The organism is Variovorax sp. MPBD4-3, from assembly GCF_058809745.1.
In genome coordinates this window covers 64,597-88,102 of the sequence record NZ_JBXASW010000006.1, presented here as the reverse complement: position 1 = coordinate 88,102, position 23,506 = coordinate 64,597, and the positions used below count along the sequence as shown (strand labels likewise).

Annotated in this window: 25 protein-coding genes; 10 read left to right on the top strand and 15 right to left on the bottom strand. The window is 67.9% G+C overall.

The genetic code is table 11. The features are described 5' to 3' along the window. Positions 1-6 precede the first annotated feature (6 nt). The gene (locus AC1RVW_RS05360) at positions 7-1,986 is read right to left on the bottom strand and encodes a YadA family autotransporter adhesin (RefSeq protein WP_493198460.1); all 1,980 of its coding nucleotides are present in this window, start codon (positions 1,984-1,986) and stop codon (positions 7-9) included. Between the two features lie 148 nt (positions 1,987-2,134). Between AC1RVW_RS05360 and AC1RVW_RS05355 the strand changes: the two genes are divergently transcribed. From AC1RVW_RS05355 to AC1RVW_RS05345, 3 genes are all read left to right on the top strand, one after another. Beyond that, positions 2,135-3,136, top strand: a complete 1,002-nt coding sequence (locus AC1RVW_RS05355; protein WP_155742475.1) for a helix-turn-helix transcriptional regulator — start codon at positions 2,135-2,137, stop codon at positions 3,134-3,136. 100 nt (positions 3,137-3,236) lie between these two features. Then, positions 3,237-3,968 carry a winged helix-turn-helix domain-containing protein gene (locus AC1RVW_RS05350; protein WP_081267728.1) on the top strand — a complete coding sequence of 244 codons (732 nt, stop codon included), beginning with the start codon at positions 3,237-3,239 and terminating at the stop codon, positions 3,966-3,968. After that, entirely contained in the window at positions 3,961-6,081 is a 2,121-nt protein-coding gene (locus tag AC1RVW_RS05345; protein ID WP_493198457.1) for a PAS domain S-box protein, read from the top strand. Before AC1RVW_RS05350 ends, AC1RVW_RS05345 begins: the two co-directional genes overlap by 8 nt. A 19-nt stretch (positions 6,082-6,100) precedes the next feature. On the opposite strand, the gene AC1RVW_RS05340 is transcribed toward AC1RVW_RS05345, so the two are convergent. After that, the gene (locus tag AC1RVW_RS05340) at positions 6,101-6,832 is read right to left on the bottom strand and encodes a Crp/Fnr family transcriptional regulator (RefSeq protein ID WP_081267730.1); all 732 of its coding nucleotides are present in this window, start codon (positions 6,830-6,832) and stop codon (positions 6,101-6,103) included. A 207-nt stretch (positions 6,833-7,039) separates the two neighbouring features. On the opposite strand from AC1RVW_RS05340, the gene AC1RVW_RS05335 reads away from it, so the two are divergent. The 3 genes from AC1RVW_RS05335 to AC1RVW_RS05325 all read left to right on the top strand — a co-directional run bounded on the left by AC1RVW_RS05335 (position 7,040) and on the right by AC1RVW_RS05325 (position 9,364). Continuing rightward, complete coding sequence (locus AC1RVW_RS05335; protein WP_493198455.1) at positions 7,040-7,543, top strand: Rossmann-fold NAD(P)-binding domain-containing protein; 504 nt, start codon at positions 7,040-7,042, stop codon at positions 7,541-7,543. Between the two features lie 137 nt (positions 7,544-7,680). Further along, positions 7,681-8,334, top strand: a complete 654-nt coding sequence (locus AC1RVW_RS05330; RefSeq protein WP_493198453.1) for a BON domain-containing protein — start codon at positions 7,681-7,683, stop codon at positions 8,332-8,334. A gap of 34 nt (positions 8,335-8,368) precedes the next feature. Beyond that, positions 8,369-9,364, top strand: a complete 996-nt coding sequence (locus tag AC1RVW_RS05325) for a zinc-dependent alcohol dehydrogenase family protein (RefSeq protein ID WP_493198451.1) — start codon at positions 8,369-8,371, stop codon at positions 9,362-9,364. Positions 9,365-9,380: 16 nt separating this feature from the next. Here the strand turns inward: AC1RVW_RS05325 and AC1RVW_RS05320 are convergent, their stop codons facing one another. Together AC1RVW_RS05320 and AC1RVW_RS05315 are read right to left on the bottom strand one after the other, a co-directional pair. Further along, positions 9,381-10,733, bottom strand: a complete 1,353-nt coding sequence (locus AC1RVW_RS05320) for an MBL fold metallo-hydrolase RNA specificity domain-containing protein (RefSeq protein WP_493198449.1) — start codon at positions 10,731-10,733, stop codon at positions 9,381-9,383. Between the two features lie 10 nt (positions 10,734-10,743). Further along, the gene (locus AC1RVW_RS05315) at positions 10,744-11,568 is read right to left on the bottom strand and encodes a universal stress protein (RefSeq protein WP_493198447.1); all 825 of its coding nucleotides are present in this window, start codon (positions 11,566-11,568) and stop codon (positions 10,744-10,746) included. 196 nt (positions 11,569-11,764) lie between these two features. Between AC1RVW_RS05315 and AC1RVW_RS05310 the strand changes: the two genes are divergently transcribed. Both AC1RVW_RS05310 and AC1RVW_RS05305 read left to right on the top strand, forming a co-directional pair. Beyond that, positions 11,765-13,384, top strand: coding sequence for an oleate hydratase (locus tag AC1RVW_RS05310; RefSeq protein ID WP_493198445.1), 1,620 nt, complete (start codon positions 11,765-11,767; stop codon positions 13,382-13,384). A gap of 236 nt (positions 13,385-13,620) precedes the next feature. Beyond that, positions 13,621-13,902 (top strand): hypothetical protein, encoded by a 282-nt coding sequence (locus AC1RVW_RS05305; RefSeq protein ID WP_493198444.1) that lies wholly within the window; start codon positions 13,621-13,623, stop codon positions 13,900-13,902. Between the two features lie 31 nt (positions 13,903-13,933). Here the strand turns inward: AC1RVW_RS05305 and AC1RVW_RS05300 are convergent, their stop codons facing one another. Both AC1RVW_RS05300 and AC1RVW_RS05295 read right to left on the bottom strand, forming a co-directional pair. Beyond that, positions 13,934-14,143 carry a hypothetical protein gene (locus tag AC1RVW_RS05300; protein WP_081267737.1) on the bottom strand — a complete coding sequence of 70 codons (210 nt, stop codon included), beginning with the start codon at positions 14,141-14,143 and terminating at the stop codon, positions 13,934-13,936. A 43-nt stretch (positions 14,144-14,186) separates the two neighbouring features. Beyond that, positions 14,187-14,756 carry a hypothetical protein gene (locus AC1RVW_RS05295; RefSeq protein WP_493198442.1) on the bottom strand — a complete coding sequence of 190 codons (570 nt, stop codon included), beginning with the start codon at positions 14,754-14,756 and terminating at the stop codon, positions 14,187-14,189. Positions 14,757-15,076: 320 nt separating this feature from the next. Between AC1RVW_RS05295 and AC1RVW_RS05290 the strand changes: the two genes are divergently transcribed. Together AC1RVW_RS05290 and AC1RVW_RS05285 are read left to right on the top strand one after the other, a co-directional pair. Then, positions 15,077-15,694 (top strand): LexA family protein, encoded by a 618-nt coding sequence (locus AC1RVW_RS05290; RefSeq protein ID WP_493198441.1) that lies wholly within the window; start codon positions 15,077-15,079, stop codon positions 15,692-15,694. A gap of 221 nt (positions 15,695-15,915) precedes the next feature. Next, positions 15,916-16,152, top strand: coding sequence for a hypothetical protein (locus AC1RVW_RS05285; RefSeq protein WP_106938434.1), 237 nt, complete (start codon positions 15,916-15,918; stop codon positions 16,150-16,152). 14 nt (positions 16,153-16,166) lie between these two features. Here AC1RVW_RS05285 and AC1RVW_RS05280 read toward each other — a convergent pair whose 3' ends face one another. From AC1RVW_RS05280 to ccoN, 9 genes are read right to left on the bottom strand one after another with little or no spacing between them, the layout of a single operon-like run. Next, positions 16,167-16,871 (bottom strand): sulfite exporter TauE/SafE family protein, encoded by a 705-nt coding sequence (locus tag AC1RVW_RS05280; RefSeq protein ID WP_493198439.1) that lies wholly within the window; start codon positions 16,869-16,871, stop codon positions 16,167-16,169. A gap of 2 nt (positions 16,872-16,873) precedes the next feature. Beyond that, positions 16,874-18,283: an oxygen-independent coproporphyrinogen III oxidase gene (hemN, locus tag AC1RVW_RS05275; protein ID WP_493198437.1), complete on the bottom strand. Its 1,410-nt coding sequence runs from the start codon at positions 18,281-18,283 to the stop codon at positions 16,874-16,876. Then, on the bottom strand, positions 18,280-18,546 hold the full coding sequence (locus AC1RVW_RS05270; protein WP_081267742.1) for a hypothetical protein: 267 nt from the start codon (positions 18,544-18,546) through the stop codon (positions 18,280-18,282). Before AC1RVW_RS05270 ends, hemN begins: the two co-directional genes overlap by 4 nt. Continuing rightward, entirely contained in the window at positions 18,543-18,827 is a 285-nt protein-coding gene (locus AC1RVW_RS05265) for a FixH family protein (protein ID WP_442805205.1), read from the bottom strand. The genes AC1RVW_RS05270 and AC1RVW_RS05265 overlap by 4 nt, the downstream gene beginning before the upstream one ends. Before the next feature lie 18 nt (positions 18,828-18,845). Continuing rightward, positions 18,846-20,261, bottom strand: coding sequence for a cytochrome c oxidase accessory protein CcoG (ccoG, locus tag AC1RVW_RS05260; RefSeq protein WP_493198434.1), 1,416 nt, complete (start codon positions 20,259-20,261; stop codon positions 18,846-18,848). A 12-nt stretch (positions 20,262-20,273) separates the two neighbouring features. Beyond that, entirely contained in the window at positions 20,274-21,212 is a 939-nt protein-coding gene (gene ccoP / locus AC1RVW_RS05255) for a cytochrome-c oxidase, cbb3-type subunit III (RefSeq protein ID WP_106938438.1), read from the bottom strand. A 12-nt stretch (positions 21,213-21,224) separates the two neighbouring features. Next, positions 21,225-21,365: a cbb3-type cytochrome oxidase subunit 3 gene (locus AC1RVW_RS05250; protein ID WP_081267746.1), complete on the bottom strand. Its 141-nt coding sequence runs from the start codon at positions 21,363-21,365 to the stop codon at positions 21,225-21,227. Between the two features lie 19 nt (positions 21,366-21,384). Continuing rightward, positions 21,385-22,017, bottom strand: a complete 633-nt coding sequence (gene ccoO, locus AC1RVW_RS05245) for a cytochrome-c oxidase, cbb3-type subunit II (RefSeq protein ID WP_106938439.1) — start codon at positions 22,015-22,017, stop codon at positions 21,385-21,387. Between the two features lie 8 nt (positions 22,018-22,025). Beyond that, positions 22,026-23,462, bottom strand: coding sequence for a cytochrome-c oxidase, cbb3-type subunit I (gene ccoN / locus AC1RVW_RS05240; protein WP_493198431.1), 1,437 nt, complete (start codon positions 23,460-23,462; stop codon positions 22,026-22,028). Positions 23,463-23,506: the final 44 nt, after the last annotated feature.

The following is a 23,506-nucleotide window of genomic DNA, read 5'->3' as shown; positions in this document are numbered from 1 at the left end:
CCAGTGCTACCACTGATAGCCGGCTTGCACCCGTCCTCCGACCTGCGCGCCGGAGCCGGTGGCGACGGACAGGCCACCGCCGATCTGCCAGTGCTCGTCGAACTGGTACGCAAAGCCCACACCGACCGCGCTCTGGCCCGCGTAGTTCGCAGCCGCCGCACCCACCCACCGGCGGCCGGCCTGCAGCATCGGCACCGAGGGCATGGCCATGGCCTGCGCGATGCCGCGCGCCGCGAACTCGCGCACGGACTGCACCTGGGCGCCGAGCTGTGCGCTCGAGCGTTCCAGCTGCGAGAGGTTGACGGCGTCCGTGGGCAGGGTGCCCGGGGCCACGTTGGCGACCTGGCGCGGCGCGCCCGCGCTGCCCACGCTTACCGTGGAGGGCCGGTCGGCCACCGAGCCCTGGCCGAGCGCTACCGACTCGGGCGCCAGTGCCTGCGCGTTCGCGCCCAGCGCCACCGCGTTGACCCCGTTGGCCAGCGAACCCGCGCCGATGGCGACGGTCGGGTCGGCCAGCGCCCGCGCGCCGTCGCCGATGGCCAGCGAACCCGCATGGAGCGCCTGCGCATTGCTTCCGATCGCCTGCGCCCCGTCGCCCTGCGCCGAGGCACCGATGCCCACCGCGACGGCGCCCATCCCGGTGGCGGTGGCAGCGGCCTGCCCGGCCACCGAACAGCGCAGCGCGCCACCGTCCACGGTGCACACGCCCAGCTGGCCGTTCACCACTGCCTGCAGCTGCACCGACTGCGCCTGGATCTGCGTGGTGTGCGCCTGCAGCTGCTGCGTCATGTCGATCACCTGCGAGCCCTGCGTGGTCGCGAGGGTCAGGGCCTGTTCGGCAGTGGTGCGCACGCCATGGAGCTGAGCGCCGTTGACGGCATCGGTGGATGTGGCGCTGACATCGCCCGCGGTGACGCCGCCGATGCGCCCTGCATTGGCGATGCCGGCGCCGCGGTTGTCGATGCCGCCCTGGGTGACCAGCCGCCCGCTCACCACCGCGCCCCCACCGACGGACAGCGAGCCGGCGCTGACCTGGCCGCTGGCCTCGACGCCCGCGACGTTGGTCAGCGTGCGCCCGCTGCCCGGGCTGCCGAACGACACCACGTCGCTGCGGCCGCCGTCGCTGCTCTGGGCGCCGATGGCCACCGAGTTCTGCCCCCGCGCCTCGCTGAGCGCCCCCAGGGCCATGGAACCCAGGCCGCTGGCCAATGCACTGCGGCCCATCGCCAGCGCGCCGTCGGCATTGGCGAAGCTGGCATAGCCCAGCGCCAGGGCGCCGTAGCCGGACGCGCGCGCCGCCGAACCCAGCACCGCGCTGCCGTAGCCGCTGGCATCGCTGTCGGCGCCGACGGCCACGCTGCGTTCGTCGCGGGCCTTGCTGTTGACGCCCAAGGCGCTGGCGCGCACGCCGCTCGCCTGGCTGTCGTTGCCCACCGCGACCGCCCTCTCCGCGCTGGCCGCGCTGTCCGCGCCGATCGACACCGCCTCCACGGCCGACGCCGCGCTGCGGTAGCCCAGGGCGACCGATGACTCCCCGCTGGCCTTGGCGACGTTGCCCACCGCCAGGGCCGAGCCGGCACTGGCCTCGGTGAAGGAGCCGATCGCGGTGGCCGAATTCGCGCTGGCTTTGCTGGAGAGGCCTATCGCAGTGGCGCCGTTGGCCGCCGCCTGGGCACGGAGCCCGTAGGCCGAAGCCGAGCCGCCGCTGGCCGTGGCCGATCGCCCGATCGCCGTGTTGCCCGACGTCAGGTCGATGCCGGCCTGCGACTCGGCGCCGCCGGCGATGTTGCTCTGGCAGTCGGCCTGCACCACATCGCGGGCCGTGCTGAAGCCGGAGTAGGCGCCTTCGTCGCGGCTGCTGTAGAGCGTGCCGCCCGGGCACACGTTGGGATTGAGCACCTGCGCCTGCGCGTGCGGCGTGCAAAGGTGCAGCGCGCATAGCGCCGAGGCCGCAGTCAGCAGGCGCGGTGATGGATGACGTTGCATGATGGTTTCTCCTCGCTGAAGCGGCTCCGTGGGCCAACACGGCGATGCTGCGTGCGCGAAGCGCCTGGCCCCTACCACGCTTTGTGGTAGCCTGCGGCGCCCCCGCCTGCCCGGCCCCTGCCCGGCCCTTGTGCACAGCCCGCGCGCCATGCCTCCACGGACGTCACCCTCCGATCCAGCCGCCCTGACCTCTTCCGGCGCCGAGCCGCTGCCGCTGCTGCGGCTGGCCCGCACCACCGGCAGCGAACGCTTCCAGCATGAGCTGCTGCGCCGCCTGCTGGATGAATTCCGTGCCGACCATGGCGCCATCAACACCTGGCATCCGCGCAGCTTCGTCTCGTCGGTGGGCATCGGCTACGACCTGGCCGCGATGAGCGAGCAATGGAACCGCATCAACGGTGCGGAGCTGGACTTCATCACCTTCGCCATGCGCGCGCAGCCTGAGCAGGCCGCATTCGCCAACGACGACGACCCGCGCTGGAAGCAGACGCCGCCGGCATGGCGCGAATTCCTGTCGCGCCACGGCATCGTCCACCAGATGGGCGTGGCGATTCCCTTCGAGGGCAGCGACACCTTCGTGCACCTCTACCTCAACCGTGGCCCGGGTTCACCGGCGCACACCGAGCGCGATGCGCGCGCGCTGACCGCACTCACACCGCAGATCCGCGAGGCCATGCTGGTCAACCGGCTGTACGCGCATGCCCGCCAGGGCCTGGACGAGGAGGCGCAGCCGCTGGCCCTCACCGACTCGCAGGGCTGGGTGCTGTTCGCCAACCGCGCCTTCTGCGCAGCCTGGCCTGCGCTCGCGGAACTGGCGGGCGCGACCTCGCCGCGCCTGCCCGATGCCTGGCTGTCGGGCAGGCGCGGGGCGCTGCGGCGGCTGGAGGCCGCCGGCTGGTCGATCGAGGTCGGCCGCGACGACAGCGGCCTGCGCGTCGCCTTGCGCCGTCGCCCCTCGCGCGACGGCGTCGCCACCCTCACGCCCCGGCAGGCCGAGATCGCGCGGCTGTATTGCGCGGGGCATTCCAGCAAGGATGTGGCCCTGCGGCTCGGCCTGTCGCCGGCCACGGTGCGGGTGCATCTGCGCAACGCCTACGACCGCGCGGGCGTGGGCAGCCGCGCGGCGCTGCGGGCCTGGCTGGCCATCTGAGGTACCCATCCCGGGGGTGCCGCGGCGCGGCATGCGTGCTACGCTCCCAGCGATACAGGATGCCCACGGCATCCGCATTCCATTTCCCTCCTGCCATCGCATGAAACAAGCCTCCCACATCGCGGTGCTCGACGATGAAGTCGACATCACGCTGCTGCTGGCCAACTACCTTCAAGGCCACGGCTTCCGGGTCACCCAGGTCCACGACGGCCGCTCGCTGACGACGCTCATGGGCACGGACCCGGCGGACCTCGTGCTGCTCGACCTGGGCCTGCCCGGCGAAGACGGCTTTTCCATTGCCCGCCGCATCCGCGAAAACTGGCGGTGCGGCCTCGTCATCGTCACGGGCCGCGGCGACGCCGTGGACAAGATCGTGGGCCTGGAAGTCGGTGCGGACGACTACGTCACCAAGCCCTTCGACCTGCGCGAACTGGTCGCGCGGGTCAAGGCGGTGCTGCGGCGCCTGACGCCGGATGCGCCCGCCGCGCCGGCCGCGGCCGCCACCGCCTCCCCCGACCGGTTGCGCTTCGCCGGCTGGCGGCTGGACACCGCCGCGCGCAGCCTGCACAGCCCGCAGGGCGAAGAGGTGCCGCTCACGGGCGGCGAGTTCGATCTCCTGTGCGCCTTTGCCCGGCACCCCGGCCGCGTGCTGTCGCGCGATTTCCTGCTCGAGCAGACACGCGGCCGCGAGGCCGCTCCCTTCGACCGCACGATCGACGTTCAGGTCGGCCGGCTGCGCAAGAAGATCGAGGCCGACGTGGACGACCCGCAGCTCATCAAGTCGGTGCGCGGCGCGGGCTACATCCTGGTACCGCCCGTTTCCAATGACTGATTCCGGAAACACCCCGCCTTTGCGGCCCGGCCGGCTGCCCATCCCGGGTCTGCCGTCGGGCATCGAGGAAGGCAGCGTGTTCCGTTCGCTTTTCATCGCCTATCCGGATTCGCTGCTGCTGGTGGACCAGTCGGGCCACATCATGCTGGCCAACCCCTCGGCCGCGGCGCTGATGGGCTACACCGTCGACGACCTGGTCGGGCTGAACGTGGACGTGCTGGTGCCCGACAGCATCCGTCCGCGACATGCGTCCTACCGTGAGGCGTATGGCCGCGCCCCGCGTCCGCGTCCCATGGGCACGCACATGGAACTGGTGGCCAAACGCAAGGACGGCAGCGAGGTCATGGTCGAGATCGCGCTGAGTCCGCTGCAGGACCACGGGCTGCCTTTCGTGGTGGCGGCCATCCGCGACATCGGCGCCTATCCCCGCGTGAAGCAGGCACTGCAGCGCGCCCGGTACAGCGAGCATCTCGCCCAGCTGGGGCGCCTCGCCGTCGACACGCGCGACTTGCAGGTGGTGCTCAAGCATGTGCCGGAGATCATCACCACGGCGCTGCAGGTCGAAGTGGCGGTGGTCTGGCTGCTCGACAACAACCGTCTTGAATTCCGCGTGGCCAGCGGCGTCGGCCTGATCGCCGGCGAGGAGGTCGGGATGCGGCTGGCCAACCGGCCCGACACGCCCCCTGGCTTCGTGCTCTCACAGGGCCGGCCTGTCGTGGTGCCCGACTACCGCACCGAGCAGCGCTTCGCGGTGCCCCAGGCCTACCTCGACGCCGGCCTGACCAGCGCGCTGGCGGTGCCGTTGTCCGATCGGGGACGAGTGATCGGCATGCTGTCGGTGCGCTCGAAGGAGGCCAAGCGCTTCGGCGACGAGGAGCTGCGCTTCCTGGAGTCGCTGTCCAGCCTGCTCGCCACCAGCCTGCAGCGCGTGCAGACCGAGGAGGCACTCAACCATGCGCAGCGGCTCGAAAGCGTCGGCCAGCTCACCGGCGGCATCGCGCACGACTTCAACAATCTGCTGACCGTGATCCAGGGCAACCTGCAGGTGCTGGGGGAACTGCCCGCGCTGGCGCAGGACGCCTACGCGCAGCAATTGGTGAACGCCGCCACGCGCGCCTCGCGGCGCGGCGCCGAACTCACGGGCAAGCTGCTGGCGTTTTCCAGGCGGCAGGTGCTGCAGCCGATGGCGGTGGACACCCATGCGTTGCTGCATTCGCTGGCCGACATGCTGCGCCGCACGCTCGATCAGCGCATCGGGATCGAGATCGATACCGCCCCCGGCTGCCCGCCGGTGCTTGCGGACCCCGGACAACTGGAGTCGGCGCTGCTGAACATCGCGATCAATGCGCGCGACGCCATGCCTGAAGGCGGCATGCTTCGGTTCCGTACCGAGATGTGCGATGCGCTGCCGGCCGTCCTGCACAGCGCTCACAGCGACTTGCAAAACCCTGCCCACGGCCGCTTCTTGGCGATATCCGTCGCCGACAACGGCACCGGCATGGACGAAGAAGTGAAGGAGCGCGCCTTCGAGCCCTTCTTCACCACCAAGGAGGCCGGACGCGGCACGGGCCTGGGCCTGAGCACGGTCTATGGCTTCGTCAAGCAGTCCAGGGGAGGAATCGTCATCGACAGCAAGCCGGGCCAGGGCACGACGGTGAGGCTGTATCTGCCGCTGCACGAAGCGGCCGACCCGCCCGGCGTCGAGGATGAGGAGCGCCCCGACGAGACCATCGCGCCAGGCCTGCGCGTGATGCTGGTGGAGGACGACGCCGAGGTCCGCAACGTGGTGCACACCTTCCTGACAACGCTGGGCTGCGAAATCACCACGGCCGCCACGGGCGAGCAGGCACTCATGGCGATGGACGCCGGCGGCGTCGCCTTCGACCTGCTCCTGAGCGACATCGCGCTCGGCCCGGGCATGCGCGGCACGCGGCTGGGCGCCGAGGCACGACAGCGCTTTCCACAGATGGCGGTGCTGCTGATGTCGGGCTTTTCGTCCGAGTTGCTGGATGCGGACCGTGACGTCCCGCAGGATTGGGAGTTGCTGCGCAAGCCCTACACGCGTTCCGAACTCGCGCGGGCGATTTGCAGGGTGATGGCCGGCCGCGCCTGAGCGCGGCGGCTGCGCCCGTTCATTGCAGCATCGCGGGTGCCGGCGCCAGGCAGCGCTGCACGAAGGCCGACAGCGCCCCGACGTCTGGAATCTGCACGTCGCGGCGGCCCTTCTCGGCAAAGCCGATGACGTTGTCGCGCGCCAGCCGCGACAGTGCCCGGCTCACGGTTTCCAGCGTCATGCCCAGGTAGTTGCCGATCTCCGCGCGGGTCATGCGCAAGGTGATCTGGTCGGTGCGCATGCCGCGCTCGGCCAGCGATTCGGCCCAATAACGCAGGAAGTCGGCCACGCGCGCATCGGCCGGCAGTGTGCAGACCGACATCAGTGAATCGCGGTCGTGGGCGATCTCGCGGCTCATCGCGGTGTGCAGCACCTGCAGCAAGGCAGGATGCGAGACGCAGGCGCGCATCAGTGCTTCGTAGGAAACCATCCAGATCTCGCCCGTGTCCATCGCCACCGCGTCGCAGGAATAGCTGCCATCGGCGATGCCGTCGAAGCCAAGCCAGTCGCCGCGGAACTTCAGGCCGACCACCTGTTCGCGGCCGTCCGCCGTGAGGTTCACGATCTTGAAGAAACCCGAGTTCAGGATGTAGAGATTGCCGAAGCGCTCGCCGGCCTGGTAGATCACATCGCCCGTATGCACGACACGCCGCTGCGGCTTCAGCTGCTCGGCCAACAGCCTGAGGTTGTCGGACGTCTGCTGGCCCGTCATGGCCGTTGCTGTCTTCTCGTTGGTGGCGATCGTGAGCATCTGGAACTCCTGGGTTGTCTGTCGCGTGTCTTTCGATGGATGGATGCTAGGAAGCCGACGGCAATGCAGAGACAACGTTCGGAATCGGTGCGTAACGCTCGGTGAACCGAATGTGTCCGGCGTGTATCAGCGCCGCGGCCTTGACCTGAATCAAGTTCGGTGCGAGCAGTCTGACTAGCCTCGACGGGTCACATACCGATCATTCCCATGCGCCTTCCGAACCGACTCCGCGAGCCCGAGGCCGGGCCCCAGCTTTCCCCGCTGGACGTGGCGAGCCTGCTGTGCCGGGCGCGCATGCTGCAGCGCGCCGCGTTGGAGGGAACCACGCCCAAACCGCTGCGCGGCAAGAATCTGGGGCTGCTGTACGAAACACCCTGCGATGCGGCGCAGGCGCTGTTCTGCGATGCCGCGGAGCGGTTGGGAGCGCGCGTTGCCACGATGCGCTCGAGCCTGTCGCTCGACACACCGCCGCAGGAGGTACGGCACACCGCCCGCATGCTCGGGCGCCTCTACGAGGCCGTGGAGTGCCAGGACATGGACCCGGCCCTGGTGCGGCAGATCGGCGAGCACGCGGGCATTCCGGTGTTCGACGGCGCCGCCATGGAAGACCATCCGGCCGTCCGGCTTGCCGAACTGCTCGGCGACGGGACCTCCCTGGCCGACAACCGGCGCTTCATGGTGCAGGCCCTGCTGCTGGAGCACATCGGCTGAGCCGCCTGGCGCATTCCGCGCCGGCCTTGATCCAGCGCAATGCACCCGGGCGGGCTGCTTCCTACAGTGGATTGCACGGCCGTTTCGATGACAGCGCGACGCGCCGACTTTCCAACCACTGACCGCAAGGAATTCCCATGAAGACCGATACCCAATTGCGCGACGATGTCCAGGCCGAACTGAGCTGGGACCCGGCTTTCAAGGCGTCCGACATCGGCGTGATCGTCAAGGATGGCGTGGTGACCCTCACCGGCCACCTCTCCAGCCATGCGGAGAAGTACGCCGCGGAGCGCGCCGTGCAGCGCGTGCACGGCGTGAAGGCGGTGGCCGTCGAAATGACGGTGAAGCTGCCGTTCGGCAATGAGCGCACCGACGCCGACATCGCCATGGCGGCCGAGCGCGCGCTCGAATGGAACGTGCTGGTGCCGGACGGCAGGATCCGCCCCATGGTCGAAAAGGGCTGGCTCACGCTCCAGGGCGAAGTCGAGTGGGGCTACCAGCGCAGCGCCGCCGAAGCCGCGGTGCGCGACCTCATGGGCGTGACCGGCGTTTCCAATCTCGTGAAGGTCAAGCCGAAGCTGAGCCCCGCCGACGTGGAAAAGAAGATCCACGACGCGCTTTCCCGCCAGGCCGACCGCGAGGCCCGCCGGCTCTCCATCAGCGTCGACGGTTCGCAGGTCACGTTGCGCGGCGTCGTGCATTCCTGGGCCGAGCGCGACGCGGTGCAAGGCGCCGCGTGGGCCACGCCCGGCGTCTCGGTCGTGGTGAACGACCTGCTCGTGGACGCCTGAGCATGCGCGTCGCGCTCGTGAGCGCCTGAACATCATGCGTGCAATGGTGCTCGGCGCGGCGTGGCTTCCCCTCGAACTGGAGTGCCGCGCGACTCCGCAGCCCGGTCCCGGCGAACTGCGCCTGCGCGTGCTGGCCTGCGCGGTCTGCCGTACCGACCTGCACATCGTCGACGGCGAATTGCCGCTGCCCGTGCTGCCGATCGTGCCGGGGCATGAAATCGTCGGGGTGGTGGATGCGCTCGGAGCGGGCGTCGAGGGCTTTGCCATCGGCGAGCGGGTGGGTGTGCCCTGGCTGGGCCACAGCTGCGGCTGCTGCGCCTTCTGCCTGGACGCGCACGAGAACCTGTGCGATGCGCCGCGCTTCACCGGCTACCACCGCGACGGCGGCTTCGCGAGCCACGTGATCGCGGAGGCGGCGTTCTGCCTGCCGCTGGAGCTGCCTGAAACCGACGCAGCGCGCATCGCTCCCCTGCTTTGCGCGGGCCTGATCGGCTGGCGCAGCCTCAAGGCCGCGGGCGAGGTCGCGCATGCGCGCCGGCTGGGCCTCTACGGTTTCGGCGCCGCCGCGCATCTCATGACGCAGGTGGCCGTCGCCCAGGGGCGCGAGGTGTACGCCTTCTCGCGGCCCGGCGACCATGCCACCCAGGCCTTTGCGCGCAGCCTGGGTGCGGCATGGTCTGGCGGCTCGGACCAGCGCCCGCCCGAACCGCTGGATGCGGCCATCCTGTTCGCGCCTGCCGGCGAGCTCGTGCCGGCCGCTTTGCGTGCCGTGCGCAAGGGCGGCCGGGTCGTCTGCGGCGGCATCCACATGAGCGACATCCCGTCCTTCGCCTACCGCTTGCTCTGGGAAGAGCGCAGCGTGGCCTCCGTGGCGAACCTGACGCGCGACGATGCGCGCGAGTTCCTGGATTTCGCCCGGTCCCACCCGCTGCGCGTGCACGTGAAGACCTATGCGCTCACCCAGGCCAACGAGGCCCTGGCCGATCTGCGCGCGGGGCGGATCGAGGGCGCGGCGGTGCTGGTGCCGTGAGCCGGCACGGCGGCTCTCAAAGTTCCCGCGACTCCCTGTAGTCGGGCACGGTGCACGCCCAGCCGTGCCGCTCCTCGATGGCCAGGCGCAGCGCGTCGGCGGCCACGGGCTCGCCGTGGGTGACAAACACGCGGCGCGGCGCGCGCTGGACATCGAGCCAGTCGAGCAACTGGTCGCGGTCGGCGTGGGCCGAGAGCGTCTCGATGTTCGCAACCTCCGCGCGCACGGGCACGTAGGCACCGTGGATCTTGACCGCGTCGGCCCCCGCCACCATGGAAGCACCGCGCGTGCCTGCGGCCTGGAAACCTGCAAACAGGATGGTGTTCCTCGCATCGGGCGCGTAGGCCTTCAGGTGATGCAGCACCCGCCCGCCGGTGGCCATGCCGCTGGCGGACACGATGATCGAAGGAAAGCCCAGCGTGTTCAGTCGCCTGGACTCCTCCTCGGTATTGACGATGATGGTCTGCCGCTGCATGGCGGCGCACTCCTGTGCGCTCAGCCGGTGCTCGTCGGCGTGGCGCTGGTACAGGCGTGTCGCGTCCGCCGCCATGGGGCTGTTCAGGTACACGGGCATGTCGGGAATGCGCCGCGCCTGCCTGAGCAGCTGAATCGCATACAGCAGCGTCTGGGCCCGGCCCACGGCGAAGGCCGGCACCACCACGATGCCGCCGCGCGCCGCCGTCCTGTTGATGACGCCGGCGAGCGTGGTCAGGGTGTCGCCCTCGGGGTGCCGGCGATTGCCGTAGGTCGACTCGATCACCACGTAGTCGGTCGGTTCGGCGACCTCGGGCGAGCGCATCAGCAGGTCGTCGGTGCGCCCGACGTCGCCCGAGAACAGCAAGCTTGCGCCTTCCCATCCGATCCGTACGCTGGCGGCGCCGAGTATGTGCCCCGCGCGGCGCAATCGCCAGGACCAACCAGGCCAAGGCGCGCATTCCGCGCCGAAGGGGACAACCTCGAGGCGCCTGAGCGCCGTGCGCGCATCCTGCTCCGTGTACAGCGGCAGCGCCGGCTTGTGCTTCGAATGGCCGTGGCGGTTGGCAAAGGCGGCCTCCTCTTCCTGCAACCGGCCCGAGTCGGGCAACAGCAGTTCGCAGAGTTCGCGCGTGGCCGCCGTGGCATACACCTTGCCCTTGAATCCGAGCTGGACGAGTCGCGGCACGAAACCGCTGTGGTCCATGTGCGCATGCGTCAGCAGCACCGCATCGATGCTCGCCACATCGACGGCCAGCGGCTCCCAGTTGCGCAGGCGCAATTGCTTGAGCCCCTGGAAGAGCCCGCAGTCGACCAGCAGGCGCCGGCCCTGATGCGTCAGCAGGTATTTCGAGCCCGTGACGGTGCCGGTGGCACCGAGGAAATCGATGCGCATGGGGTCCGGCTCAATGCGACATCAGCACCGGCAGCGTCATCCAATGAAGGATCGACAGCGTCGCCCCGCCCATCACCCATTCGCGTGCCCGGCTGTGGCCGTAGCAGCCCATGACCAGCAGGTCCGCGCTCAGGTCGGCCGCGAAGGACAGCAGCTTGTTGCCGGCGTCGTCCTCCTTGTTGCCGCCCGGGTGCAGGGTGGCATTGGCGACACCCTGGGCCCGCAGGTACTCCTGCAGGCGCTGCATGGCGCCCTCGGCGTCCTCGCCATAGGTGACCACGTGCACGCGAGCTGCGGTGCGCAGCCATGGCAGCGCCGCGGTCACCGCGCGCGCGGCTTCGCGGGTCTCCTTCCATGCCACCAGCACGTTGCGGCCGATGGGGCCGACGGGCCCCGCATAGGGCAGCACCAGCGCCGGCCGGCCGCTTTGCACCAGCACGCTGGGCAGGAAGTCGCCGGGCAGCTCGCCGTCCATCGGGTCGTCGCGGTCGCGCTGGCCCAGGATCATCAGGTCCGCATAGAGCGCGCGCCGCGCGAACCCCCAGGGCCCATCGCTTTCGGGCTCCGCCCAATGAAGGCGCTGCGAGCCCGCAGTGTTGGCCATGAACGTGGCGTGCATCTTGTCGCGCGCCGCCTTGTCGATCTCCTGCATGATCGCGACGGCTTCGGCCGCACCCTCGATGGCGTACGGATAGCGCATGAGCGCGGACAGGGTGCACGGGCGGGCCGTGACCTCGGCATCGAAGGTCTCGGCCAGCTGGCGCGCCAGCTTGATTCGCTCCACCGTGCGGGCGGAGCCGTCGAGGTGAAGCAGGATGGATCCGGGCGTTTGCATGAAAGCTCCTTTGGTCGGCGGCCTGTGATGCGCAGACCTTAGGCCGTGGCTCGCGGTGCGGCATTGCGCTGCATCAACCGCGCGCTCAGGCGTGACCGCGGTGATGCTTGATCGGGCGCAAACCCGCACCGTGGACTCCAGCCTAGCCTCGGGCGAGTGCCCGGCTTGGCCTCGAAGCCGCATCCGGATATCGCGCTTGCCGTGGCGCCGCCGGTATCACCAAAGGAACGACGAAATGACCTCCTTCCAACAAGCCTGCATCGTGGGTAGCGGCATCGGCGCGCTGTCCGCTGCGGTCCTGCTGATCCGCGATGCCGGCATGCCGGGCTCGCACATCCGCATCCTCGAGGAGTCCACGCTGCCCGGTGGCGCGCTCGACGGCGGCGGCGATGCGCGCCAGGGTTACGTGACGCGCGGCGGGCGCATGTTCACCGACGAGACCTACACCTGCCTGTGGAATGTGCTGGAGAGCATTCCCTCGCCCGGCACGCCGAACCGCACGGTGCGCGACGAGATCCTGGCCTTCAACGCGCTGTGGCGCTCCGACGCGCATGCCCGGCTGATCGACCGCAACCGCCGCATACTCGATGCCAGCGACCTGGGTTTCAACTTCCAGGACCGGCTGGAGCTCATGCGCCTGCTCGCCACACCCGAGCGCGCCCTGGGAACGAAGCGCATCGAGGAGTGCTTTTCCACGCACTTCCTGGACACCCATTTCTGGGCCATGTGGCGCACCACCTTCGCGTTCCAGAACTGGCACGGCGCGGTCGAGCTCAAGCGCTACATGCTGCGCTTCCTGCAGGAGCTGCCGCGCATCCACACGCTGGGCGGCGTGCGGCGCACCGAGTTCAACCAGTACGACGCCATCGTGCGCCCGATGGTGAAGTGGCTGCTGGAACACGGCGTGCGCTTCGACTACGGAACGCGCGTGTCCGATGCGGACTTCACCGCCGGCGCGCAGGGCCTGCGGCTCGACACGCTGCATTGCCTGCGGGAGGGACGCCCGTTCACCTACAGCCTGGGCGCGCACGAGTGCGCCTTGATCACCATCGGGTCGATGGTGGCCGACTCGCGCAACGGCAACGATCACCAGGCACCGGAGCTGGTACGCGACCAGCGCGACGGCGCCTGGACCCTGTGGCGGAACATGGCGCGCAAGGCACCGTGCTTCGGCCGGCCCGAGGTTTTCTGCGGCAATGTCGACGAGAGCAAGTGGGAGTCGTTCACCCTCACGATGCACAGCCCTCTGCTGATCCGGCGCATCCAGGCCTTCTCAGGCAACGCCCCCGGCACCGGCGGGCTCATGACCTTCAAGGACTCGAGCTGGCTGATGTCGATCGTGGTGCCGCACGCCCCGCATTTCGAGGACCAGCCTGAAAGCGTCTTCACCTTGTGGGGCTACGGCCTGCTGCTGGACACGCAGGGCAACTACATCGAGAAGACGATGTCCCAAGCCGGCGGCCAGGACATATTGACGGAGCTCATGCACCACCTGGGCTTCGAGGACATCCTCGAAGAAGTCCGGCGCACCACGACCGTGGTGCCGGTGATGATGCCCTACATCACCAGCGAGTTCGAATGCAGGAGCGCGTCGGACCGGCCTTCGGTAATACCCGCCGGCGCACGCAACTTCGCCTTGCTGGGCCAGTACGTGGAAATTCCCGAGGACGTGGTCTTCACCGTCGAGTATTCGGTGCGCGGCGCGATGCACGGTGTCTACGGGCTCATGGGCCTGGACACGGAGGTGCCCGCCATCTACCACGGGATCGCCGACCCGAAGGTGGCGTTGGTCAGCCTTCGCACGCTGATGGGCTGACACCGGGGACGGCACGCGTCGGCGCGCGAAGATTGATCCATCTCAAGCGCTTGGCCGTGCGACCGCGCAAGATGTTTCTTCATCTGGCTCAACGAGAAACTCCCATGGCCTTCTTCTTCTGGCTACGCATTGCGCTGTGCATTGCACTGGGCGCGGCCATCCTGTGGTGGGCATTGCGGCTGCTCATCATTCGGCTCACGCTCGACTGAGCCCTGCGCGGAGAAACGCTCATGTGCATGGCCTTGCTGAGGAAGCTCGCCAGCGTGCGGCTTCCCTGCACCGAAGCCGATCCCGCGATGATCGACAGGCTGCGTGTGCTCGAGGCCGCCGGCCATATCAGGGTGCTGATCCCGCCCGTGCATGTGGACTGCGATCACTGCATGCGCCAGCCTCCGGCAACCGTGCTCGAGATCACGCCTCGGGGGCGCAGGGTCCTGAGCACGGGGACGATCGAAGAGGAAACGCCATTGCCCGCCATGCACAGGCGTCATGCCTTGACCGCCCGGTCAGGAGACTGAGGCCGGGCTCATCGCCGCGCCTCCCGCGAAACTACTGGATGCTGGAGGCGAACCATCGAAAGGTGTTCTTCCGGTTCTGCGAGTTTCCTCCCGTCCGGATGAACAGGAAGCCGAACTGCGCATTGCCCAGCGAGTCGACTGGAATGCCTGCGGCGCGCAAGGCCGCGATTTCATCGCGCAGGCTCAGGTCGAGCGGCAGTTTCAGTGTGATGGTCGCACTGTGGATCGTCTGCTTTTGCATGGTTCACTTCCCTTGCGTATCCCCGATGAATCCAACCGTTCCCTTACGAAGGTCCGGCAGCCAGGAGCCTTGCGCGCAGCATGCCTTCGCGCAACGCATCGACAACATCGGCAGGCATGCCGCCCGCTTGTCGAAAGTCGAAGGTCGTTGTCTCGCCCTCATCCGATCGCACGACGATGACGTCGCTCTCGGCGTTCGGTGAAACATCCCCGATGGCTTGATGCGCATCGACCGGCATCTCGGTCGCTCGCCGCAGGTACAGGTCGAAGCGTCCATGAAAACCGAGCGGCAGCAATTCACCCTGCCCCCCGCGGACGACTTGCCGATGACGCGGTCCGGGATAGAAAGCGGACGTCCAGCGAATGCGCGCCTTCGTGTCGTCGACGGAGGTCACGCGGGCTCCGACGAAAACCGCGCCGGGCGCGAACATGCGGAACTCCCCGAGTGCCTCGAAATACCGGAACTGACGGTCGACACGGTCCTGAACCCAGGCGATCCCGTACCCGTTGGACTTCCACGCACGCGAGGCCAGGCAGGCGGCCCTCACACGCTCGCCGAGCGTTCTGCCCGCAGCGAATTCGCTGACGGTTGCCAGGCGCAGATAGCGGTACACGGCCGTCAGCGGACGCGCACGGCGCCACTGACCAGACGATGCAACAACGGCATTGGCATGGGATTCCCTCGAGAACTGCCGGCAGCGAATGATTTTTTGGGGGGCCGGCGCGAACTCATCCTAAGACTGCGCAACGACTAAATCCAGGATAGAAATTTCGTCTGGTGGACACAAGACTATCCGCGTCGGATGGGTGGAGTGCCTCAAGAGTCGGAACGACTCATCTGGTCACATGAACCATCGCCGATAGCCCCTGTCCAGGTGATGGAAGAGCTATCATCGATTTTCTTTCTATCTCAAACAGCGCCTACCCTAGGGCTGTGAATAGCCGTCAACTAATTCGCGAAGGACGCAAGCGCCTCCAGATGAGCGAGCAGCAATTTGCTGATGCGCTGGGGGTTAGCCGTGGCGCAGTACAGCAATGGGAAAAGCAAGGCGGCACAGCTCCGAAGCGGGCCAATCAGGCACGCGTGGCGAAGCTGCTTGGGATTTCCGTCGCCGAACTGGTCTCGGGTGTGTCGGCGGGCGCACGAGGGGTCGACGTGCGTGCTGAAGTTCCCCTGGTCTCCGAGGTCGAGGCGGGCAACTACACCGTCATCGACAACTTCAAGCCGACGACGCAATTCGACGCCATCCCTGTGAGCGTGCCGGTCAAGCGGCACACCTACGCACTGCGGGTCCATGGCGACAGCATGGTCAGCGAAAGCGGCGACTCCTTTCCCGCCGGATCCATCCTGATCGTCGAACCCGAGATGGAGGCCCTCCCCGGCGACTATGTCATCGCGGTGAACCATGCCAGCGAGACCACGTTCAAGCAGCTCGTGAAAGACGGCGGAGACCTGTATCTCAAGCCGTTGAACAGCCGATATCCCATCAAGCCGCTCGGCAATGCGCGGGTCATCGGCGTCGTGCGCGAATTCACCAAGCGTTTTCGGTAGCGGGCGCAAAAAAATCGCAAGTATGTAGATAGATTTTCTACAAAGCGATACATTTTCCATCCTGGCGCGGCAATCGCCTGGCTCATTCGGGCAAGACGGCTGCGGTGGAAAGGATCGAACATGGATCCCCCGCAGCGGGTCAACCCCGGCGCGAGTTTTCGATGGCCGAAAGAACCGGTCGAAAACCATGGTTGCCGCAATCCTGGCGGAAGCAGGCGGCAATGAAGCTGATCCTGCCGCCACAGTACCGGGACCGGTTCGAATTCGTGTTCAACGTTGACCAGAGCTTCGATAGCCGGACAGTCGTGTGCAGGGCCGAGATCTTCGAGCATTCCGTCCTCAAAGCCGTCCTGCAGATCGTGGACACGAAGCGCACGCGGCTCGAAGTCGTCGATGCAGTCTTGGTTCGCTGCATCCGCTGGGCGGACCTCCGGATTCAGGACGAAGCGGGCGTCTGATTCATCTCTCTGCGTTAGCGGCACCAGGCCTCGATTTGGCGAACGAGGTCCGACCACAGCGCCTGCACAGCCACTGCGGCCAGCAGCACGCCAGCCAACCTCGCGCCCCAGGCCTGGCGCGTCCTGCCGCCAGCCAGCCGCAAACGCTGCCAGAGCCACGGCCCGACCAGCAGCGAGATGCCGCTGCCGGCAGCAAACAATGCCATCAGCGCTGCGCCCTCCAGGGCGCCGTTGGCCAGGCCTGCCAGCATCAATGCCGAGTACAGCAGCCCGCAAGGCAGCGCCACCCACAGCAGCCCGGTTGCAAGCACGCCCAGCCACGTGCCGCCGGCATGCGAGCGAAGACGCGTTTCGAGCGAGCGGCCGATGCGCTGTGCCCACAGCGGCTGCCGGCCCGTGGCGGCCAGCATCGCGCCCCAGGCGAACACGAACACATGCAGCAGCACCCACAACGGCCGCAGCGCGGCAACCTGTGTGCTGGCCAGTGCGAGGCTGTCGACGCTGGCGGCGGCGACGGCGCCTGCCGCAGCGTAGCTCGCGAAGCGCCCCAGTTGGAAAGCGCCGGGCGCCGCGAACGTCGCCATCGCGCCGTGCTGCGCCGTGGACGCGAGCGGCACGATGCGAATGACCGCCGACGAAGCCGCACCGCACATCGCCACGCAGTGCGGACCGCCGGCAAGGCCCATGACAAACGCGGCACCGGCGAGCGCGCCCTGCATGGTCAGACCACGCGCGAAAAGCGCGTGCGGTTCGCGCGGGCGTAGCGGTCGAACACCATCGCGATGGCACGCACCAGGAACCAGCCTTGCTCGGTGACCGTGATGTCGTGATCGCTCAACCGCACCATGCCGCAGGCGACCAACGGCCCGAGCGCCGCGAATTCGGTGGCGAAGTAGTGCCGGAAATCGACGGCGTGGGCCTCGCCCATGGCATCGAAGTCGACCCGGCCGCGGCACATCAGCGCCATGATCACCGCGCGGCGCAGCAAGTCGTCGCGCGACAGTACGAGGCCGCGCACCACGGGCAGATGCCCCCGATCGAGAAGGTCGTAGTACTCGTCGAGCGTCTTGGCGTTCTGGCTGTAAGTGGCCCCCACGCGTCCGATGGCGGAGACGCCCAGCGCTATGAGGTCGCCATCGGGCCGCGTGCCGTAGCCCTGGAAGTCGCGCTGCAGCGTTCCGTGCCGCTTCGCGACGGCAAGCGGATCGTCTGGCAACGCGAAATGATCCATGCCGATGTACACGTAGCCGGCTGCCGTGAGCACGTCGATCGCTCGCGCGAGCATGCGCACGCGCCCGGCCGCATCCGGCAGTTCCTCGGCCAGGATGCGACGCTGCGGCTTGAAGCGCTCCGGCAGGTGCGCGTAGGCGTACAGCGCGATGCGATCGGGCCGCAGTTCGCGGATCTGCGACAGCGTGCGTTCGAAGGAGGCATCGTTCTGCCGCGGCAACCCGTAGATCAGGTCCACGTTGATCGACTCGAACCCCAGTGCACGCGCGGCCGCCATCAGAGAGAAGACCTGCGACGCCGGCTGAACGCGGTGCACGGCTTGCTGCACCGCGGGGTCGAAGTCCTGCACGCCGAAACTCAGGCGGTTGAACCCCAGCGCTGCCAGGTCCGACAGCCGCTGCGCGTCGACGGTGCGCGGATCGATCTCTATCGACCGCTCGCCGCCGCGCTCGAAGCAAAAGGAGCGGTGCAGCAGCGCGGCGAGCTCGGCCAGTTCCTGGTCGTCCAGGAAGGTCGGCGAGCCGCCGCCCAGGTGCAGCTGGCTCACGGTCGCGCCGCGCCCCAGCTGCGCCGCCTGCAGCTCGATCTCGCGCGCCAGGTAAGCCAGGTACTGGCGTCCCCGCTCCTTGTGGCGCGTGACGACCTTGTTGCAGGCGCAGTAGTAGCACAGCGATTCGCAGAACGGGATGTGCACGTAGAGCGACAGCGGCGCCGCTTGCGCGCCGGCGTCGCGTCGCTCGCGCAGGGCCTGCAGATAGTCGTCTTCGCCGAAGGCCTCTACGAAACGGTCGGCGGTGGGATAGGAGGTGTAGCGCGGCCCGGGAACGTCGAACTGCCGCAGCAGTTCGATCGGCAAGGCAGGCGCGGGAACGTCGAGGACAGCTGCTGAGGACATGTTCATCCCGAAAATGTTTGAGGTGGCGCGCCTCGGCGCTCGGCCGCCGGCGGCCTGGCGAGCAGCACGGTGCAGGCGCTCGATGCCGCCGCCATCAGCCAGAAGACGAAGAACGCCGCCGTGTACAGGCTCTGGCGGGACATCCGCAGCGCATCGGCGCCGCAGAAGGTGTTGAGCGGATCGAACAGCGCGAACACCAGCACCTCCATGCCGCAAGCCACCAGGAAGGAGGGCCAGAGGATGGTCGCCAGCTGGCGCCACCCGTTCATGACCCGGGCCTCCCCGACGGCGGCGGCACATCCTCGGCGGGCGTGAGCGCATGGTTTCGCCCTGCGAGCGCGGGCATGAGTTTCTTGTCGCCCAGCGTCTTGTTGATCTCGATGCCCTCGCGGTAGTAGTCCTCGGACACCAGTGCTTCGGGGCGGGAGAGCGCGAGCCAGAGCGTCACGAAGCCCGCGACCACCACCACCGCGGGCCCCGCGATCACCATCCAGACCATCGGGTAGCGCCACCATGCGAGCGCCGCGGGTTCGGGTGTTGTTGTTGCCATCGTGTTCATCTCGACCTTTCAGCGCGGCACCAGGAAGACCGCTTTTTCGGAGACCTGCACCGCGCCACCCTCTTCCCGGATGTCGAAGTGCACCGTGTGGGAGCCGGCCGGCGCTGCGCCGTAAGGCACCTGCAGACGCACCGCGACCCAGCGCGACTGGGCCGGCTCGACCGCAACCGCTTCTTCCGGCGAGACACTGAGGCCCTCGATGCCGTGCGCGGCGATCCGGTAGCGCTGCGGCTGCTCGGTGGCGTTCATGATCTGGAGCCGGTAGACGTTCTCTAGGCGCCCGCCTTCCACGATCCGCGCGAGCGAGGCGCGGTCGCGCACCACGTCCACCTTCAGCGGCGTGCGCGTGACGAGGCTGGCCAGCAAACCGGTCACCAGCAGCGCGAGGATCGACGCGTAGACCAGCACGCGCGGGCGCAGCACGCGGCGCAGCAGCTGGCGGCGGCTCCAGCGGCCTTCCATGCCGTTGTGCGTGTCGTAGCGGATCAGCCGCGGCGCATAGCCCATCTTCGTCATGACGGTGTCGCAGGCATCCACGCACAGGCCGCAGCCGATGCATTCGTACTGCAGGCCTTCGCGGATGTCGATGCCGGTCGGGCATACCTGGACGCACAGGCCGCAGTCGATGCAGTCGCCCAGCGCCAGCGTGCGGGGGTCCGGCCCCTTGCGGCGCGGCGCGCGCGGCTCGCCGCGTGCGGGGTCGTAGGTGACGATGAGCGTGTCGCGGTCGAACATGGCGCTCTGGAACCGCGCATAGGGGCACATGTACTTGCAGACCTGCTCGCGCATGAAGCCGGCGTTGCCGTAGGTGGCCAGGCCGTAGAAGAAGACCCAGAACACTTCCCAGGAGCCCATCTGCGTCTGCAGGAAGGCCATGCCCAGCTCGCGGATGGGCGTGAAGTACCCCACGAAGGTGAAACCGGTCCACAGCGCGATGCCGATCCAGATGATGTGCTTGGCCCACTTCTTCACCAGCTTCTCGAGCGACATCGGCTCGGCGTCCAGCCGCATGCGCGCGGTGCGGTTGCCCTCGATCCTGTGCTCCACCCACATGAAGATCTCTGTGTAGACCGTCTGCGGGCAGGCGTAGCCGCACCACAGGCGGCCCGCCACCGCGGTGAACAGGAACAGCGACAGCGCGCTGATGACCAGCAGGCCCGACAGATAGATCAGGTCCTGCGGGTACAGCACCAAGCCGAAGATGAAGAAGCGGCGCGCGGCCAGGTCGAACAGCACCACCTGCCGCCCGCCCCACTCCACCCAGGGCATGCCGTAGAACACGAGCTGGGTCAGGAAGACCATGGCCCAGCGCCAGCGCGCGAACACGCCGCGCACGGTGCGGGGATAGATCTTCTTCGAAGCCTCGTAGAGGCCGACCTCCTCGGCTGCCGGCGCGCTGGCAATGGGAATGATCTTGCGCGGCATGGACGCGCGGCCTCAGGGTCCGGCCGCCGCGGGCGCGGCGGCGGAGGTGGCGTTCGTGTTCGAGAAGCCCCACACATACGAGGCCAGCAGCTTGATCTGTGCCTCGGTGAGCCGGCCCTGCTGCGCCGGCATCTCGTTGCGCTTGCCCTCGTTGATCATCTGGATGATGGCGGCCTCGCCGTAGCCATGCAGCCAGATCTTGTCGCTGAGGTTGGGTGCCCCCAGCGCCTGGTTGCCGACGCCGCCGATCCCATGGCAGGCCGCGCAGGCCGTGAACTTCGACTTGCCAAGGCCGGCGCGCACCGAATCATGCGGCTCACCCGACAGGCTCAGCACGTAGTTGGCCAGATTCTTCACGTCCTCCGTCGTCCCGACCGCCGCGGCCATGGGCGGCATGACGCCGATGCGCCCGTTGGTGATGGTCTCGACGATCTTGTCGGGCGTGCCGCCGTGCAGCCAGTCCTTGTCGGTGAGATTGGGAAATCCCTTGCTCCCGCGCGCATCGGAGCCATGGCACTGGGCGCAGTTGTTCATGAACAGGCGCTCGCCGATGCCCCTGGCCTGCGGGTCGCGCGCCACCTCCTCGACAGGCATGGCCGTGAAGCGGGCATAGACCGGGGCGAGGGCCTGCGTGGCCTGGGCGACCTCGGCGTCATAGGCGCTGCGCGAGCTCCAGCCGGACCGCCCCCCGAAGCTCCCCAGGCCGGGGAAGACAGCCAGATAGCCCAGAGAAAAAACGATGGTCAGCACGAACAGCCCGATCCACCACATGGGGAGAGGGTTGTTGGCTTCGCGCAGGTCTTCGTCCCAGACATGGCCGGTGGTGTTGTCGGCGCTGGCCGGCACGCGCTTTCGCGCCGTCAGCCATAGCAGCAGCACGCAGCCGAGGATGCTCAGCAGCGACGCCACGGCAACGTAGTTCGACCAGAAATGGCTGATGAAATCGCTCATGTGGGGTCTCCTTCAGTCCTGCTCGAACGGCAGGCGGGCCGCTTCCTGGAAGTCGCGCGCATTGCGCCGCGAGTACGCCCAGATCACGATGCCGATGAAAAGCACGAAGCAGACGACGGTGGCGGCGACGCGCAAGGTGGTGATGTCGATCATGGTTTCGCTCCTTCCCTGCCTACTTGAGCGCCAGGCCCAGCGACTGCAGGTAGGCCACGGTGGCCTCCATCTCGGTCTTGCCCGTGACCTCTTCGCGGGCCTTGGCGATCTCCGCGTCGGTGTAGGGCACGCCGGCGACGCGCAGCGCGCGCATGTGGGCCGGCAGGGACTCTGCGTCGACCAGGCTCTTTTCAAGCCATGTATAGGCCGGCATGTTCGACTCGGGCACGAGGTCGCGCGGATTGTTCAGGTGGATGCGATGCCATTCGTCGCTGTACTTGCCGCCCACGCGCTGCAGGTCGGGGCCGGTGCGCTTGCTGCCCCACTGGAACGGGTGGTCGTAGACGAACTCGCCGGCCACGGAGTAGTGGCCATAGCGCAGCGTCTCCGAGCGGAAGGGGCGGATCATCTGCGAGTGGCAGTTGTAGCAACCCTCGCGCAGGTAGATGTCGCGCCCGGCGAGCTGCAGCGGCGTGAGCGGCTTGACGCCCTGCACCGCTTCGGTGGTGGACTTCTGGAAGAACAGCGGCACGATCTCGACGAGGCCGCCAATGGCCACGACCACCAGGATCAGGACGATCATCAACAGGTTGTTGGTCTCGATCTTCTCGTGGGAGAAGCCGGTGGACGCGGGTGTCTTGGGGTTGTTCATGGATGTCCTCAGGCGTGGGCGATGGCGGGCGGAACACTGGCGCGCACCGAGAAGCCCGAGATGACGGTCATCCAGACGTTCCAGGCCATCACCAGCATCCCGCTCAGGTAGAGCAGGCCGCCGATCAGGCGCACCACGTAGAACGGGAAGGTGGCCTTCACGCTCTCCACGAAGGTATAGGTGAGCGTGCCGTCGGGGTTGATGGCTCGCCACATCAGGCCCTGCATCACGCCGGCGATCCACATGGCCGCGATGTACAGCACGATGCCGATGGTGGCGATCCAGAAATGCGCCTCGATGGCCTTCACGCTGTACATGGTGGTGCGGCCGTACATGCGCGGGATCAGGTAGTACAGCGAGCCCATGGTGATGAAGCCCACCCAGCCGAGCGCGCCGGAGTGCACATGGCCGACGGTCCAGTCGGTGTAGTGGCTCAGGGCGTTGACCGTCTTGATGGACATCATCGGCCCTTCGAAGGTCGACATGCCGTAGAACGACAGCGCCACGATCAGGAAGCGCAGGATCGGATCGGTGCGCAGCTTGTGCCAGGCGCCCGAGAGCGTCATCACGCCGTTGATCATGCCGCCCCAGCTCGGCGCCAGCAGGATCAGCGAGAACACCATGCCCAGCGACTGGGTCCAGTCGGGCAGCGCGGTGTAGTGCAGGTGGTGGGGCCCCGCCCACATGTAGGTGAAGATCAGCGCCCAGAAGTGCACGATGGACAGCCGGTACGAATACACCGGGCGGCCCGCCTGCTTGGGGATGTAGTAGTACATCATCCCCAGGAAGCCGGCCGTGAGGAAGAAGCCGACGGCGTTGTGGCCGTACCACCACTGCACCATCGCATCCTGCACGCCCGCATAGGCCGAGTAGCTCTTCATCCAGCCGGCGGGAACCACCGCGCCGTTCACGATGTGCAGCAGCGCCACCGCGATGATGAACGCGCCGTAGAACCAGTTGGCCACGTAGATGTGGCGGACCTTGCGCCTGCCGATGGTGCCGAAGAACACGATCGCATAGGCCACCCAGACCACGGCGATCAGGATGCCGATGGGCCATTCGAGCTCGGCGTATTCCTTGCCTCGGGTGTAGCCCAGCGGCAGGCTGATGGCGGCCGCCACGATCACCAGTTGCCAACCCCAGAACACGAAGGAAGCGAGCGCGGGCGCGAACAGCCGGACCTGGCAGGTGCGCTGCACCACGTGGAGGCTCGTGGCCATCAGCGCGCAGCCGCCGAACGCGAAGATCACCGCGTTGGTATGCAGCGGCCGCAGCCGCCCGTAGCCGAGCCATGGAATGCCGAGGTTGAGTTCGGGCCATGTCAGCTGGGAGGCGATGATCACGCCGACCAGCATGCCGACCACCCCCCAGACCACGGACATGAGAGCGAACTGCCGCACGACCGTGTCGTCGTATGTCGCGGCGGGTGGGTGCGTTGCTTGCATCGTCGGGCCTCTTGTTGGATGACGGGAAGTCTCTCCGGGGCCCC